The following is a 15,203-nucleotide window of genomic DNA, read 5'->3' as shown; positions in this document are numbered from 1 at the left end:
TCTACTGATACACAGAGAAAGTATAGCAAACAATATTTACTAATACAAAGAATTTAGGATATTCGATAAGAATCCGCTGCCCTGTATTTTTGTTTGTTGGCTAGCTGCGCTATCGAGTCTTGCTCATTTATTAAGGCTTGCGGACTCCAGTGACGCTATTCCTTAGAAAAGGGGCTGCCCCAGTAGCCATTTCATGACTTCAAGGACAACCCCCTTTACATTATAAGGCGCTATTACGCCTTAAAGATTGAATCAATCGCTTTGATCTCATCTGGTGTCAGCTGAACTTTCAGAGTCTGGAGATTTGATACGATCTGTTCCGGACGTTTAGCTCCGGGAATAAGTGCGTCGATGGAAGGTACGGTCAAATACCAGGCTAGCACCACATGTGCGACTTCAACACCTTTGGCATCGGCAATTTGGCGAACCTTGTCCACCTTCTCCAGGTTTTTGGCAAAGGTCGCTCCTTGAAACATTGGGTTGTTCTTTCTATTGTCGCTGAACGTATCGCCTTGCTTATACTTGCCGCCAAGAAGGCCGGACGCGAGTGGGAAGTAAGGAACGAAAGAAATGCCAAGCTCCTGCGTGTAAGGGAACAGTTCTTTTTCTGCATCACGGTGCAGCAGGTTGTAATGGGATTGGAGAACATCCACATGCCCGTCCTTGTTAGCTTCTCTCAGCTGTTCAATGGAGAAGTTGGAGACCCCAATCGCTTTGATCTTTCCTTCATCCTTCAGCTTCTTAAGCTCGCCAACAGCTTCATCCTTAGGAGTGCTTTCATCAGGGAAATGAATATAGTAAAGATCGATATAATCGGTCCGGAGGCGTTTCAAGCTGTCTTCCACAGACTGTCTTAGAAAAGCTGGAGAGTTGTCGATCGTAACCTTATCGCCAGTAATCTTGTGAGCGCCCTTAGTAGCAATAACCACATTGTCACGGCCGCCTCTTTCTCTCAGCACTTCTCCAATAAGTTCCTCGGATCTACCTGGACCATAGATAAAGGCGGTATCAATGAAATTGATCCCATGGTCAAGAGCGTTGCGAACGATGTCTTTACCAGTCTCATCATTTAAGCCGGGAAATAAATTATGCCCACCAACAGCATTGGCACCCAGTCCGAGAGGGAGTACCTGCAAATTTGTTCTACCTAAAGTTATTTTACTAGACATAATCAATCGTCAGCTCCTTAAAATAGAATATGAACTATATTAAGTATAGCTAATAGCCCGTGGTAAGACAAATTGCTGATTTCCAGCTTTATACATGAATATTTAAAGCGTATAAGTTATGATATAAAGAATAATTTTGCGTTCCCACATTTGTTGCCACAATGAAGTAAAGGAGGTTTGTCTTATGCTAGTTATTAATCAAAATGAAGTGGCTGAGCTATTAGCAATGGAGTCTTGCATCACAGTGATGGAATCCGTTTTGAAGGACTTGTCCGCAGGACAAGCCATACAGAGCTTAAGACAAGTACTCCCGCTGCACCAAGGCAATCTGATTGGCTTAATGCCGGGCTTTTTGCAGAGTGAAGAAGTAGCAGGTGCCAAAATCATCAGTGTGTTTCCAAGCAACCATGGCTCAGGTTTACCTTCCCATCAAGGGCTTGTTACGTTATTCGATTCTTCTACCGGTGTTCTGAAAGCTGTAGTAGATGGACAGAAGATTACCGCAATTCGCACAGCAGCTGTTAGCGCAGTAGCCACTCGTAATCTGGCTAGAGAAGATGCAGAGGTACTTGCCATTCTAGGTACCGGCGAGCAAGCCAAAAGTCATCTGGAAGCGATGCTACTGGTTCGATCGATTCGTGAGGTCAGAGTTTGGAGTAGAACACTTGCAAAGGCAAGAGATTTCCAATCAGAAATGAGCCGTAAATATGGTGTGGAAATCCTTGTGGCTGAGTCTATTCAAGAGGCAGTTAATCCAGCAGATATCATTTGTACCGTAACGGCATCTACAGAGCCTGTGCTCAAAGGAGAATGGCTGAAGCCTGGAGTACATATCAATGCGGTTGGAGCCTGTAGAGCAGCGGATCGTGAGCTGGATTCGGAGACCGTACGGTTAGCTAAGTTATATGTAGACCGATTGGAATCCGCGCATAATGAATCTGGGGATTATTTAATTGCGCTGAACGAAGGCGTGATTACTTCAGGCCATATTATCGGTGAAATCGGTGAACTGATCAGCGGGAATATTGAGGGCAGAGCTACAGCTGATGAGATCACTCTTTTTAAAGGACTAGGACTTGCAATAGAGGATTTAGCAGCAGCCAACTTCATTTATAATGAAGCTGTTAAATTACAAAAAGGCATTGAAATTGCATTCTAAGGAGCGACCACATGATGAGCACATATGAAGGTTTGTATGATTTCAAGTTGACGGAGCAAGACGAAGAGCGGGCCGTACATTTGCATGAGCAGAACATTAATATTGATTTGCTATTTCAAGGTCCCTTATCTCCAAACGCAATTCCAGAGTCTGTGTCTAAAAAAATAAAAGAGCTGTGTGAGCCCTATAAAGATGAGCCGATGATATATAGCAGCATGCCAGCAAAAATGATCACAAAGCTGTCGGCCAGCGGTGAGATCCCCGAGTATAAAAGTGAATGGTATAAATCGGGAATTACCGCGGGTAACCGGGAACTTCATTTAGAGTCCTTAGAAAGCATGATCAATAGCATGGCTGAAGTTCAGCTTCAGTTTGACTCCGCAGATTGGTTAGTTAAAGCTTTAACCGCAGAGGATATACGTGCAGCCAAGCGTAATGGCCATAAGGCGGGTATTATCACAGCTCAAGAAACGGATGGCCTAGGTACTAATCTGGACCTATTAGATGTGTTACATAATTTTGGCTTAAGAATTTTACAATTAACTTATAACAATCAGAATCAGGTCGGTGCAGGTTGTGCAGAACAGTCGAACGCTGGGATTACGAATTATGGAAAAAGATTCATTGAGCGTTTGAACAAGCTCGGGATCATTGTAGATACGGGACATTGTGGAAAACAGACCACGCTCGATGCTTGTCAGTATTCTAAGACTCCGGTCATTGCTTCACACACGGGTGTAGAGGCTATCTATCCACATATGCGCTGTAAAAGTGATGAAGAGATTATCGCGATAGCGAAGACGGGTGGAGTCATCGGTATTTTTGCTATGCCGTGGTTTGTTCATGAAGATCCTAACCATACGACCATTGATCATGTGCTGGATCATATCGAATATGTGATTCGGCTTGTAGGCGTGGATCATGTCGGGATTGGAACGGATTGGCCGATGAGCGATGTGCTCTGGTCATTGGTTTATTTTAAAGAACATATTGCACCTAAGCTAGGATTTGCCAAAGGAGACGGACCTTCTACTGAAACCGTTGCTGGGCTTGAAAAATATAGCTATTTTATCAACTTTACTAGAGGTCTAGTGGCTCGCGGTTATAAGGATGAGGATATTGCAAAGATTATGGGTGGCAACTGGATGCGCGTGTTTGAAGAAATTTGGGGATAGGGGATAAATAGATGACAACATACTTGAACACAACTACATTTAACTTCTACTGTTCTGGCATTTATTCAGGGAAAATACATTTTACGGAACAACAAATTATGCTCGCTAAGGTTGATCCACGCAGACGAACACAAATGCAATACAATGCGCTGGATACCCAGTTCAAGACCGTTCTTCCATTTCAAAAAATCCACGAACACATGGACGCTTACGCTAAAGCAGAATGGGTCAATGATGAGATAGTTCTAAGTAATGGTGATCTTTATCAAAAGCATATTCAGTATCAGGCTGTATTGGATGGCCGTGAGCTTACTTCACAAGTATGGGCGCTACGAAAAGAGACGGCACTGGATATTGTGACCTTGGATGGTGAGATTATTGCCTTTCTTACGCCGAATCGGTATGGCATCGAGCTGATTGTTAAAGCAGGATATGAGAAGCTGACGCCTCTGGTTGTTTATGATGATCCCCTTTTGTCCAAGCCAGAGTATGGTGTAAATGATTTGGGTACGGATCTGATTCCGATGCGTGATGGCGTGAGACTGGCTACGGATGTGTTTCTTCCTGAGGGCATTCAGCCGGGAACCAAGCTGCCGACGATTCTTGTGAGAACCTGCTATGACCGTAACGGGAAAAAAGAGATTTTTATGAGATGGGCTAACAAAGGTTATGCAGTGGTGTCACAGGACGTAAGAGGTCGGGCGGATTCGGAGGGGGAATTGATCCCTTTTTATAATGAACGGGATGATGGCTACGATACGATCGATTGGATTATCGCGCAGGATTGGTCAGATGGCAATGTTGGAATGTGGGGCGCGTCCTATCTCGGCTTTGTGGTTGTCTCGGCGGCGACCAGCGGGCACCCTAATTTGAAGGCTGTTGTGGATGAAGTGAATGTTGGCTCACCGTTTGTAGATACAGCGCGTAAGGGTGGGACGCTTTGCTCTTGGCCACTCTTGTCTTGGACGCTTGCACAATCTGTGGGTACCCGGACGGATTTTGATATTTTTGGGGGCATTACGGTGAACCCAGAAGCGGCCGTCGATGCGAGACCGATTAAGGAGATTCCACAGCAAATGATAGGCAAAGCATCAGGACCATGGGATTTGTGGAGCCAGCATCCGGAGTATGATGATTTCTGGAGAAACTGTACCTTTACGGAACGTGGGGATCAAGTGCAGGTCCCTATGTATGTGATCTCAGGCTGGTATGATGGCGACAGCCCTGGCGTATCGGAGACTTGGAGAATGCTGACTGAACATGATGTGCCAAATCGTAAAATCCGTCTGGGTGCATGGGAGCATGGGCCAAACCGAGCCAGAGATTATGAGGGAGTAAGCTTCGGCAATGATGCAGTCGTCTATGATTATGATGTTTCTGTACTGCGCTGGTTCGACCGCTTCCTCAAAGGCATTCCGAACGGAATAGATCAGGAGCCTAGAGCCTCTTATTATGTCGTTGGTGAGAATCAGTGGAGAACGTCGGAGGATTGGACACCAGTTGAAGCTACAACTACGCCGTTTTATCTTTCCAGTGCTGGCCGTGCTAATTCAGGACAAGGAGACGGGAAGCTGCTCACAGCGCCAGAGGAACACTCTCCAGAAGATACTTATGTCTATAACCCAAATGATCCTATGAATGATAGCGGTGAGCGGGAGCCTGAAAATTTGCGGAAATATGAGCTCCGAAATGATATTCTTGTGTACACTAGTGAGGTGTTGACGGAAGAATTGACTATTGCTGGCGAATTGTCTGCTGTCATCTACGCCGCTAGCACAGGTAAGGATACGGATTGGGTAGTTACGCTTAGTGATGTGAATGAACATGGAGACTCTATCCGGTTATCTAACTATATTGTCAGAGCTAAATATCGTCATGGGTTTGATGCACCAGAACTGCTCACGCCAGGGCAAGTGGAGGAATACGATATTTTCATGCCGAATATTGCTCACAGATTTGCGGTAGGACACCGAATTCGTTTTTCGATTACCTCTTCCAGTAAATTCGTTGCTTTCCCGAATACGAATACTGGTGGTAACCCGTATGAAGATTCAGAGGCGATTACAGTGCTGCAGACGGTTTACCATAATAGTGAATATCCAAGCCATGTGAAGCTACCGGTTATTCCTAACGCTTGAACGATACTGCAAGGTCAACCTTGCAATTAGGATAAAATAGCGATTATTCACAGAAAAGCGCATAAATGATCCCTTCTCAGGTCACAATAGGGAAAAACCAGAATGAAGGGATTAACGTGTCGCGCATAAAAAAACAACTTTGGCAGCGATGGAGACGTTGGAAAAAGGCGCTTTGGGTAGGGGCAGCTTGTTTAGCTCTTACTGTACTGGCATGGCGCAGTATGCAGGTACCTGAGGAAATCAGTGGACTGCTGACGGATTCTAGTTGGACGGATAGTGCTGAAAGCGAGTTGGCCGCAGCTGTATTTAAAGTAGGCGTGGACAGCGGTGAGGAGAAAGAGAAGGGCACCATAAAAAACGAACAACTGTTGCAGACGATCGCTCAAAGCGGACTCAGCAGAACCGTTCATTTAAAAATATCGTATGTATCTGGGGAAGAAGTTCAGACATTGCCAGGTGTAAAGAACCCGCTTCAGCTTAAAAAGATAATTCACGAACACCCTGCATGGAGCGGCTTCATCAGCAGTGATGGAGATTTGTGGCTGGAACAAAAAGTGAATGATCTATCGACCCTAACGAAAAAAGAAGCCTATATCGGGGTCGATGCATTTGGAAATTTGAAATTGTTTAAAGGCCCTCCGGTACAGGAAAAGGTTCTGAAGACCTTTTTTCAAATGGATATGGGTTCCTTGAAATCCTCCCTGCCGGAAAGTATTTGGAAAGAGCTTCATGAGGGCATTCGTGTACAAGATATTGAAGAGTACAACAGCGTATTGTCCACCTTCAGTGACTATGCGCGTGAGGCTGCCGAACATGTCATGCAGAACAAGCAATAGCATCCTTAAGCATATCAGCTGTCCTAAAGTCATTATTAATGGCTATAGGGCAGCTTTTTTTTGCAAATATAAGAAAGTTTGAGGTTCTCATTGTAGGCCTAAAGTTGTCATTTCGCATCAGAGGGTAAACTTTTTTTCTCCCGGAAGGGGTATTTTTGCTATAATGGTTTGAAGGAATACATATGTTCGCTTCGTAGCGGAGTAATGGATGAAAACGGTGGAATAAACTGCCTGTTATAGAGGAGAGATCGTGCTTGCGCATTTTGGGAATTGATCCAGGGCTGGCGATTGTCGGTTTTGGCTTTGTGGATAAGGAAGGTCATAAGTTGACCCCGGTCCAATATGGTTGTATCCAGACTGAGGCTCACACGCCTGAGGAAGAACGTCTGTTGCATGTCTATGAAGGCATGGGTCAGCTCATTGATAAATATAAACCTGATGCTGTAGCGATAGAGAAGTTGTTCTTTGCACGTAATGTTACAACAGCATTGCCAGTAGCACAGGCCCGCGGAGTGACGATATTAGCTGCAGTACAGCGTGGCTTACCCGTCTCGGAATATACACCTATGATGGTGAAGCAGGCTGTAGTTGGTTATGGTAAGGCAGAGAAACGGCAGGTACAGGAAATGGTGAAGCTGCTACTGAAATTATCGGCGATCCCTAAACCGGATGATGTAGCGGATGCACTCGCGGTAGCGGTATGTCATGCCCATTCGAGCAGTCTTAATTCTAAATTAAATGAGGTATTGCGAAAATGATAGATTTCTTAAGAGGACCCGTCGTTCATTTAGAGTCGGAATATGTGGTGCTGGATGTGCAGGGCGTAGGATATCGGGTGTTCTGCCCGAACCCTTATGCATTTGCTAAAGTAGAAGGACCTGTAACGATCTATATTCATTATCAAACACGTGAGGATGCGACGCTTCTGTTCGGGTTCCCGACTCGGGAGGAGCAAAAATTGTTCCGCAAGTTGATTGAGGTATCTGGGATCGGTCCGAAGGTTGCACTCGGAATACTGACAGGTGGAACTCCAGATCAGTTGATCTCGGCAATTTACCAAGAGAATATAACCTTCTTAACGAAACTGCCGGGCATTGGCAAGAAGACGGCGCAGCGGATGATCCTAGATTTGAAGGACAAGCTGGACGGACTCAGTATGGCTTCCATGCAAACGGGATTATTTGCAGTTCCAATGGAAGAAGCATCGGATGGGTTAGCTTGGCAAGAGGCTAGGGATGCCCTTAAGGGATTAGGTTATACCGAAAGTGAATTGGACCGTGTGTGGCTCGCTATGAAAAAAGAGGGCGCAGAGACAGGGACTGTAGATGTGTTGATGAAGAAAGCACTTGGGCTATTATATATTGCTAAGTAAAGCCGAACACATCCTTGAAGAAAGGGAGCGATAGGAATGGATGACCGGATTATATCCGCTAATTTGATGATGGACGAGCAAGCCGTAGAATTAAGTTTACGCCCTCGTTATCTGGGAGAATATATCGGACAGAATCAGGTAAAAGAAAACCTGAAAATATATATCGAAGCGGCCAAAATGAGAAGTGAAGCGCTGGATCATGTGCTGCTCTACGGGCCTCCAGGTCTCGGTAAAACAACACTCGCAAACATTATCGCCAATGAGCTGGGTGTGAATTTACGAACAACTTCCGGTCCTGCTATAGAGCGGCCGGGAGATTTAGCCGCCCTGCTGACGAACCTGCAGGAAGGCGACGTGCTGTTCATCGATGAAATTCACCGCTTACACCGGACGGTGGAGGAGGTTATGTATCCGGCGATGGAGGACTTCGCGCTGGACATCATGATCGGCAAAGGGCCAAGTGCCCGTTCGGTACGCTTGGATTTGCCGCCTTTCACACTTATAGGTGCTACCACCCGTGCTGGCCTGCTGTCAGCGCCACTACGTGATCGTTTCGGAGTGGTCAGCCGCTTGGAGTTCTATACCATAGATGAGCTAAGCTTCATTGTTGCTCGAAATGCAGATCTTTTAGGGATTGAGATTGTCGGAGATGCGGCGGAAGAGATAGCGCTTCGTTCCCGTGGAACGCCGCGGATTGCGAACCGACTATTGAAGCGAGTCCGTGATTTTGCTCAAGTGCGCGGCGATGGGATTATAACCCCTGAGATTTCTGGGGAAGCCCTGAAGATGCTACAAGTGGATCCACGTGGGCTGGACAGCATCGACCACAAGATGTTAAGAGCGATGATCTCAAGCTTTCGTGGCGGTCCTGTAGGACTGGATACGATTGCTGCTACAATTGGTGAGGAGAGTCAGACGATTGAGGATGTTTATGAGCCCTACCTGCTGCAGATAGGATTCTTGCAGAGGAGCCCTCGTGGAAGAATTGTAACCCCGGCCGCTTATCATCACTTAGGCCTTCCGCTCCCTCCGGAGCAGCATTGAGTCAGTAACTACATTTAAAAGGAGGATGCTGGATGAAGCATACGAAGATGAAATGGAGAGGAATAGCTCCACTAAGCAAAGGATTGCTAGCAGCTGCGATTGCTGTGGGAAGTCTCTTGATCCCTGCGGGTGCCAGTCATGCCGATTCTAATAGTACGATAAGAGTTGCCCTTTATGCCGATATTGGTAGTAAATATAAATCTACCGTGCCAGTAGTAACTATGTTATCGACACAAAGCTTCACTTTGATGTCAAACCAACCAGGGAGCACTCCTTTGTTATCGGTGCCTGCCCAGAGCAGAATTCGTGTTAGTGTGGATGGTTATAGAGTAAAGGTAATGGAGACTTCAAGCTGGAAAACAGCTGCCGATGCGGCTAAAAAGCTTCAGTCCACCTCTGATAAGCCTCAAATTTATATGATTTCTAGAAATGGAACCAATGTATATCAATTGTATACAGGTGTCTATGCCAGTGAAGCTGCTGCCAAGGATGGGCTTACCCGTGTAGTAAAGGCAGGACTCGGCATTACTGCTGATCAAACCCCTGCGGTGAAAGGGGACAAGCATTTATCGGCGGGTCGCTATTCTTCGGAACAAGAAGCTGATACTGCTCTGAGTAGTATTACAGCTGCTGGTTTTGATGCCTGGAAGGTGTTTCTCTCAGGAAGTGATGGCAGTGCTCAGTTTGAGGTATGGGTAGGCGAAGCTGCGAACGACAAAGATTTGGGTGCTGTTCAGACCGCAGTGTCTGCAGCATTGCCACAGCTTGCTATGTCTGCTGCAACTTCACCTGGGTTAATCATGCGTCTGGATGCTGGGCTGGACCTTAGCAGCGAGACACAGGCTAATCATTATATGGTTTCCGGAAATGAAGCTAAATTTTTGGCCGTTGGCAGTGAGGCTGGAATTCAGCTCGAAGAAAGATCCAAGCGTACCTACCGTGGAAATATGGAACTAAGTAATTTGAGAGGTTCCCTAGCGGTTATCAATGAAGTGCCACTGGAACAATATTTGTATGCAGTGGTTGGAGGAGAGGTTTCCTCCAGCTGGCCGGATGAAGCTCTAAAGGCTCAGGCTGTCGCGGCCCGAAGCTATGCAATGGCGCAAGGCAACCGTTTCGAAGTAGCGAATGTAGTAGATTCTACATTGAGTCAGGTATATAACGGAATCGGATCAGAGGCTCCAGTTATTATTAAGGCAGTGGATGCTACTGCCGGTGAAGTATTGATGAGCGGTGGTAAAGTTATAGAGGCTGTGTTCTCCTCGAACAGTGGCGGAGTAACCTCTGATCCATCAGAGGTATGGGGCAATGGTGGAGATGCATTTGCCAGCGTTCCCAGCAAAGAGGATGTCGCAGCTACCGCGACCGCTAAGAAGTGGTATTATTTACTGCTCGCTAATGGCACCTCTGGATACGCACGTGAGGATAACATTAAATTGACAGGAAATAAAACTGCAGCGGGACTGGATATAGCGACAGCCACCACTAAAGATGTCAATGTACGCCCGCTTCCTGCTGTTGAAAGTAGTGTAAGTGCGGTAGGTAAGCTGAATCCAGGCGAGAATGCTGTTGTTCTAGACAAAGTCTATGAGTCCGGTAGTTATAGCTGGATCAAAGGGCCATACACCTCTGCCGACCTTCTAAAAAGCTTGCAGGGTAAAACAACTAGCGCGCTTCCTTCTAGCATCCTTAATCTGCAGGTCACTCAGCGCGGCCCTTCTGGAAGAGCGATTCAGGTGAAAGCAAATGGTCAGGCACTGGATGTGAAATATCCTGATATGTTCCGTTCTGCGTTCAATGGATTGCCAAGTACATTGTTTGATATTGTACCAGCCGGAAGTTATACTGTATTAGGCGCTGACGGTGCTACCAGCACGATTGGAAGTTCACAGAGCGCAGGTGTACTCTCTGCATCAGGTAAGGTTAATGTGAACGGTAGTGGAACTGTAGTGATGGGTGGGGATTCCTCAGCCAGAGCGATTACTAACAGTTCGGGCTTTCTGTTCATTGGCCAAGGATACGGTCATGGTCTAGGCATGTCGCAATGGGGCGTGAAAGGCATGGCTGACAGCGGGTATGATTACAAGCAGATATTGCAACACTATTATCAGAACGTTACTATAGTTAAGGAATGAAGACAGACCATGAATGTAGACGCATATGATTTTCATTTACCGGAAGAATTAATTGCCCAGACACCACTCTCTGACCGTAGCTCTTCTAGACTGCTCTTAGTAAATAAGGAGGATGGGGAGCTGGCTCACCGGCATTTTACCGATATTATTAATTATTTTCAACCGGGAGATACGCTTGTTCTGAATGATACGAGAGTCATTCCTGCCAGATTGTTTGGGGCTAAAGAAGATACGGGGGCTAAAGCTGAAGTGCTTCTCCTTAAGAATCTGGGAGACGATCGTTGGGAAGCTCTTGTAAAGCCAGGTAAAAAACTCAAGACAGGAGCGGTTATCATCTTTAGTGATGAGCTTCGTGCTGTTATTGAGGACGAGGCTGATATGGGTGGACGAACGCTTCGGTTCATTTATCAGGGTATTTTTCAGGAGATTCTGGACAGGCTGGGAACAATGCCACTGCCTCCTTATATTAAGGAAACACTCGATGATCGGGAACGATATCAGACCGTTTATGCTAAGCATGAGGGATCAGCTGCTGCTCCTACAGCAGGGCTTCATTTTACCAAAGAACTGTTGGATCAGATTGAAGCCAAGGGTGTGAATATTGCTTATATTACACTTCATGTAGGTCTCGGAACGTTCCGTCCGATGTCTGTTGAGAAGGTTGAAGAGCATGTTATGCATTCAGAGTATTTTGTAATGTCTCAAGAAACAGCAGATACTATAAATGCTACCAAGGAACAAGGTGGTCGCATTATAGCGGTAGGGACAACTTCTTGTCGGACACTTGAAACAGTCGGAAGACAATGCGAAGGCGGTCCGCTAGTGGAATGTAGTGGCTGGACGGATATTTTCATCTATCCGGGCTATAAGTTTAGTGTAGTTAATGCGTTAATTACTAATTTTCATTTGCCGAAGTCTACTTTGGTGATGTTGGTTAGTGCTTTGGCAGGTCGGGAACATATTCTAGCTGCTTATGAAGAAGCGATAGAGCAGAAATACCGGTTTTTTAGCTTTGGAGATGCAATGTTTATTTACTAAGGTAAGAGGATGGGTTAACTTATGGCAGCAATTACTTATGAGCACATCAAAACGTGCAAACAATCCGGAGCAAGACTTGGAAGAGTCCATACTCCACATGGTGTGATTGAGACACCTGCATTTATGCCAGTCGGCACACAAGCTACAGTCAAGACAATGAGTCCTGAAGAACTGAAAGAGATGGATGCTCATATTATTTTGAGCAATACGTACCATTTGTTCCTGAGACCTGGCCATGATATTGTTCGTGAAGCAGGCGGACTGCACAAGTTCATGAACTGGGACCGTCCCATTCTAACGGATAGCGGCGGATTTCAAGTATTCTCGCTTAGTGACATGCGCAAGATTACCGAAGAAGGCGTTCATTTCCGTTCCCATCTAAATGGGGATAAGAAGTTCTTGTCTCCTGAAGTAGCTATGGAAGTTCAGAACGCACTTGGCTCTGATATCATGATGGCATTCGATGAGTGTCCTCCATTCCCAGCGGAATATGACTACGTGAAAAAATCATTGGAGCGTACAACACGCTGGGCAGAACGTTGCCTGAAAAGTCATGCTCGCCCGAATGATCAAGGGCTGTTCGCTATCGTTCAAGGAGGTATGTATGAGGATCTTCGCCGTCAGAGCGCGGCAGATTTGACTTCCATGGATTTCCCGGGGTATGCTATTGGAGGGCTCAGCGTCGGAGAGTCCAAGCAGCTAATGTATGAAGTGCTGGATTATACAGTTCCCCTGCTGCCACAAGGCAAACCTCGCTATTTGATGGGCGTTGGTTCACCGGATGCGCTGTTGGAAGGTTCAATCCGGGGAGTGGACATGTTCGACTGTGTTCTGCCTACCCGTATTGCTCGTAATGGAACAACGATGACCAGTCAGGGAAGACTCGTTGTACGCAACGCAAAGTATGCCCGCGATTTTGGGCCGCTTGATCCGGAGTGCAACTGCTATACATGCCGGAATTATTCCCGCGCTTATTTGCGCCATCTAATCAAAGCCGATGAAACCTTCGGACTTAGATTGACGACATACCATAACTTGCACTTCCTGTTGGATTTGATGCGTAAAGTGCGCGAAGCCATCAAGGAAGATCGGCTGCTTGATTTTCGCGATGAGTTTTTTGCTAAATACGGATTATATGATAATCTTAAAGGCTTCTAAAGCTTCGTTGAGGTCCATGTTTTAATGTGCTTTGAAAGGGGGGAGAAATATGTTTCAATATGCAGCAGCAACAGGCGGAGGTAGTATACTGGGTCTTGTAGGTCCATTCGTACTTATGTTTGTAGTATTCTACTTCTTGCTGATTCGTCCGCAACAGAAGAAGACCAAAACACGTAATGCAATGTTGAAGTCTCTGAAAAAGGGCGATAAAATCGTTACTATTGGTGGTCTTCACGGTACGATCATGGAGATTTCCGATGATATCGTGGTTCTACGGGTCAATGATGTAACTAAACTGACCTTTGATCGCGGTTCCATTAGTCACTCCGTTGCCACGGACGTGGAGGAGAAAGTATAGTTTCGTTATTTAAAAGTACATAAAAAGCGGTGTCTTCTCATTAAGAGAATGACACCGCTTTTTTGATGTTCATCTTTCATCGTGATCTATGGGTTTAACGCATATCCGTTATTCGGCTGCGAACGGTGAGCGATTCTTCACGTCCCCGTAAGGTTAATTTGGCAAGCTGTACACCAACTGTTGAAGCTAGGACTGCTAGCAGAGTGCCGCCTATCATATCTGTAAGCCAATGAATGCCCAGATAGAATATACCAAAGACGATTACGACTGCGGAAATACTCGTAATGACCATCCACCGGCGGTTTCCTGAACGGAATGCCAGTAATGCCATCGTAACGGAAATGGACGTATGTAGACTCGGGAAGCAGTTGTTGAGACCGGATAGAGGGCGGTACTCTTGCTCAAACTTCGGAAATACATCCAGCATAGTAAATCTAACGCCTGCAGGTACATAGGACCATACCTCATTTACAGGGAAGTATAGGTAGAATGGAATTGCTACAGCATAGTTAATGATAATAGCATAGCAGGTAGCGTACAGCATCACACGGTTCTTATCTAACAGATAGACACCTAGAGAAGCTGCTAGTACAGATTGAAGCATGAAAATGTAGAAGAAAACTATGATAGGCGTTAGCCATGGACTATAGAATATATCCTGAACAGCTTGGACAAAATGCCCCTCTAGCCCAAATATAAATGATGTATAGTCTGAGGTAAGATGCATTTTTTCTTCAATTTGTAGTTCGTATTTATTCAAGACCAGTACACCAAACATGCCTACCATCAGTAGCAAAAACTTGTAGGATCGCAGCATCTCTTTTCCGATTTCAACTAATGCCATGATTGGATTTCGACGAGCGCCAATCCATACTAATATCACTACTAATGCAACTGTGTACAAAACAATATGATTCATTGATTGGTAAAACAAAGCATTCGAAGCCTCCTTGATTCTCTTTATGAAGTCAGATGATCACAGTTTAACATATTTCCAAGGAATGTTTCGAATTTTATGGAATAATAATTTTAGCTTTTCTGTAAATTAACCCCAAACATTCCGCCAAGTGCACCAATTGCTGCCGCAGCTAGAACCCAAAGAAGGTCAACACCAGAGGGTGAGCTATCCAGTGCCAGAAATCCAATTAACAGAACGATAATCCCGTAAAAGATTCCTGTAAGACTTCCTTGATACCAGCCTTTGTTCGTGGCTCTGCGACCGGCGGTTAGTCCTCCGAATGCTGCGGCTATGCCGTGCACTATATAAGTGTACATTGAGAGATCCTGCTCCTTCAGACCGCTGCCCCATAATAAAAGAGAGAGGACAAACGCGCCAAGCAGCATCCAAAGGAATGATCGACATAGGCCAGACAATACAGGATTGGCTATTCTCCATGAGAACAGGCGCCGGATTAAATACATGGTACAACCTCCTAAAGTTTTTTTAGAAAAATAATCTACATAAGTTATTATTCATTGTATGGGAAGGCTTGCCCCAATAGTACAAGAATGGGCATTGTAGCCTTTTTACCATTAATTAATATGTGAGCTTCCGAATGTTCCCTGTGCTGAGCGGTCAGAATAGGGTTACATTAATCCGCCCGAGAAAACAAGTCTGCGG

The 15,203-nt window shown here is 45.6% G+C and carries 14 protein-coding genes; 11 read left to right on the top strand and 3 right to left on the bottom strand.

All coding sequences use genetic code 11. The features are described from left to right. Positions 1-233: 233 nt before the first annotated feature. Positions 234-1,169 carry an aldo/keto reductase gene (locus H70737_RS23315; protein ID WP_042191136.1) on the bottom strand — a complete coding sequence of 312 codons (936 nt, stop codon included), beginning with the start codon at positions 1,167-1,169 and terminating at the stop codon, positions 234-236. Between the two features lie 184 nt (positions 1,170-1,353). On the opposite strand from H70737_RS23315, the gene H70737_RS23310 reads away from it, so the two are divergent. The 11 genes from H70737_RS23310 to yajC all read left to right on the top strand — a co-directional run bounded on the left by H70737_RS23310 (position 1,354) and on the right by yajC (position 13,582). Beyond that, entirely contained in the window at positions 1,354-2,328 is a 975-nt protein-coding gene (locus H70737_RS23310) for an ornithine cyclodeaminase family protein (RefSeq protein ID WP_042191134.1), read from the top strand. 11 nt (positions 2,329-2,339) lie between these two features. Then, positions 2,340-3,503: a dipeptidase gene (locus H70737_RS23305; RefSeq protein ID WP_081951185.1), complete on the top strand. Its 1,164-nt coding sequence runs from the start codon at positions 2,340-2,342 to the stop codon at positions 3,501-3,503. 11 nt (positions 3,504-3,514) lie between these two features. Further along, positions 3,515-5,641: a CocE/NonD family hydrolase gene (locus H70737_RS23300; RefSeq protein ID WP_042191132.1), complete on the top strand. Its 2,127-nt coding sequence runs from the start codon at positions 3,515-3,517 to the stop codon at positions 5,639-5,641. A 116-nt stretch (positions 5,642-5,757) separates the two neighbouring features. Beyond that, the gene (locus tag H70737_RS23295; protein ID WP_197071247.1) at positions 5,758-6,477 is read left to right on the top strand and encodes a BofC C-terminal domain-containing protein; all 720 of its coding nucleotides are present in this window, start codon (positions 5,758-5,760) and stop codon (positions 6,475-6,477) included. 254 nt (positions 6,478-6,731) lie between these two features. Next, the gene (gene ruvC, locus H70737_RS23290; RefSeq protein WP_036677679.1) at positions 6,732-7,235 is read left to right on the top strand and encodes a crossover junction endodeoxyribonuclease RuvC; all 504 of its coding nucleotides are present in this window, start codon (positions 6,732-6,734) and stop codon (positions 7,233-7,235) included. Then, positions 7,232-7,849 (top strand): Holliday junction branch migration protein RuvA, encoded by a 618-nt coding sequence (ruvA, locus tag H70737_RS23285; protein ID WP_042191130.1) that lies wholly within the window; start codon positions 7,232-7,234, stop codon positions 7,847-7,849. The genes ruvC and ruvA overlap by 4 nt, the downstream gene beginning before the upstream one ends. 36 nt (positions 7,850-7,885) lie before the next feature. Beyond that, positions 7,886-8,893 carry a Holliday junction branch migration DNA helicase RuvB gene (gene ruvB, locus H70737_RS23280; RefSeq protein ID WP_042191128.1) on the top strand — a complete coding sequence of 336 codons (1,008 nt, stop codon included), beginning with the start codon at positions 7,886-7,888 and terminating at the stop codon, positions 8,891-8,893. A 32-nt stretch (positions 8,894-8,925) separates the two neighbouring features. Further along, entirely contained in the window at positions 8,926-11,028 is a 2,103-nt protein-coding gene (locus tag H70737_RS23275) for a SpoIID/LytB domain-containing protein (protein ID WP_081951184.1), read from the top strand. A gap of 9 nt (positions 11,029-11,037) precedes the next feature. Then, positions 11,038-12,066 (top strand): tRNA preQ1(34) S-adenosylmethionine ribosyltransferase-isomerase QueA, encoded by a 1,029-nt coding sequence (gene queA, locus H70737_RS23270; RefSeq protein WP_042191125.1) that lies wholly within the window; start codon positions 11,038-11,040, stop codon positions 12,064-12,066. Positions 12,067-12,087: 21 nt separating this feature from the next. Continuing rightward, entirely contained in the window at positions 12,088-13,224 is a 1,137-nt protein-coding gene (gene tgt / locus H70737_RS23265; RefSeq protein ID WP_042130504.1) for a tRNA guanosine(34) transglycosylase Tgt, read from the top strand. Positions 13,225-13,273: 49 nt separating this feature from the next. Then, positions 13,274-13,582: a preprotein translocase subunit YajC gene (yajC, locus tag H70737_RS23260; protein WP_042191123.1), complete on the top strand. Its 309-nt coding sequence runs from the start codon at positions 13,274-13,276 to the stop codon at positions 13,580-13,582. 94 nt (positions 13,583-13,676) lie between these two features. On the opposite strand, the gene H70737_RS23255 is transcribed toward yajC, so the two are convergent. Continuing rightward, positions 13,677-14,516 carry a phosphatase PAP2 family protein gene (locus tag H70737_RS23255; protein WP_231573339.1) on the bottom strand — a complete coding sequence of 280 codons (840 nt, stop codon included), beginning with the start codon at positions 14,514-14,516 and terminating at the stop codon, positions 13,677-13,679. Between the two features lie 95 nt (positions 14,517-14,611). Then, positions 14,612-15,004: a TIGR04086 family membrane protein gene (locus tag H70737_RS23250; RefSeq protein WP_042191121.1), complete on the bottom strand. Its 393-nt coding sequence runs from the start codon at positions 15,002-15,004 to the stop codon at positions 14,612-14,614. Positions 15,005-15,203 lie beyond the last annotated feature (199 nt).

This window comes from Paenibacillus sp. FSL H7-0737 (assembly GCF_000758545.1).
Taxonomy (GTDB): domain Bacteria; phylum Bacillota; class Bacilli; order Paenibacillales; family Paenibacillaceae; genus Paenibacillus_AQ.
Note: the sequence above shows the minus strand (reverse complement) of the source record. Positions and strands in the feature narration are given on the sequence as shown.

Coding starts and splice junctions, on each gene's coding strand:
- H70737_RS23310 (WP_042191134.1), top strand. CDS start 1,354: ATGCTAGTTATTAATCAAAATGAAGTGGCTGAGCTATTAGCAATGGAG.
- ruvA (WP_042191130.1), top strand. CDS start 7,232: ATGATAGATTTCTTAAGAGGACCCGTCGTTCATTTAGAGTCGGAATAT.
- H70737_RS23300 (WP_042191132.1), top strand. CDS start 3,515: ATGACAACATACTTGAACACAACTACATTTAACTTCTACTGTTCTGGC.
- queA (WP_042191125.1), top strand. CDS start 11,038: ATGAATGTAGACGCATATGATTTTCATTTACCGGAAGAATTAATTGCC.
- yajC (WP_042191123.1), top strand. CDS start 13,274: ATGTTTCAATATGCAGCAGCAACAGGCGGAGGTAGTATACTGGGTCTT.
- tgt (WP_042130504.1), top strand. CDS start 12,088: ATGGCAGCAATTACTTATGAGCACATCAAAACGTGCAAACAATCCGGA.
- ruvB (WP_042191128.1), top strand. CDS start 7,886: ATGGATGACCGGATTATATCCGCTAATTTGATGATGGACGAGCAAGCC.
- H70737_RS23305 (WP_081951185.1), top strand. CDS start 2,340: ATGATGAGCACATATGAAGGTTTGTATGATTTCAAGTTGACGGAGCAA.
- H70737_RS23275 (WP_081951184.1), top strand. CDS start 8,926: ATGAAGCATACGAAGATGAAATGGAGAGGAATAGCTCCACTAAGCAAA.
- H70737_RS23250 (WP_042191121.1), bottom strand. CDS start 15,004: ATGTATTTAATCCGGCGCCTGTTCTCATGGAGAATAGCCAATCCTGTA.
- H70737_RS23315 (WP_042191136.1), bottom strand. CDS start 1,169: ATGTCTAGTAAAATAACTTTAGGTAGAACAAATTTGCAGGTACTCCCT.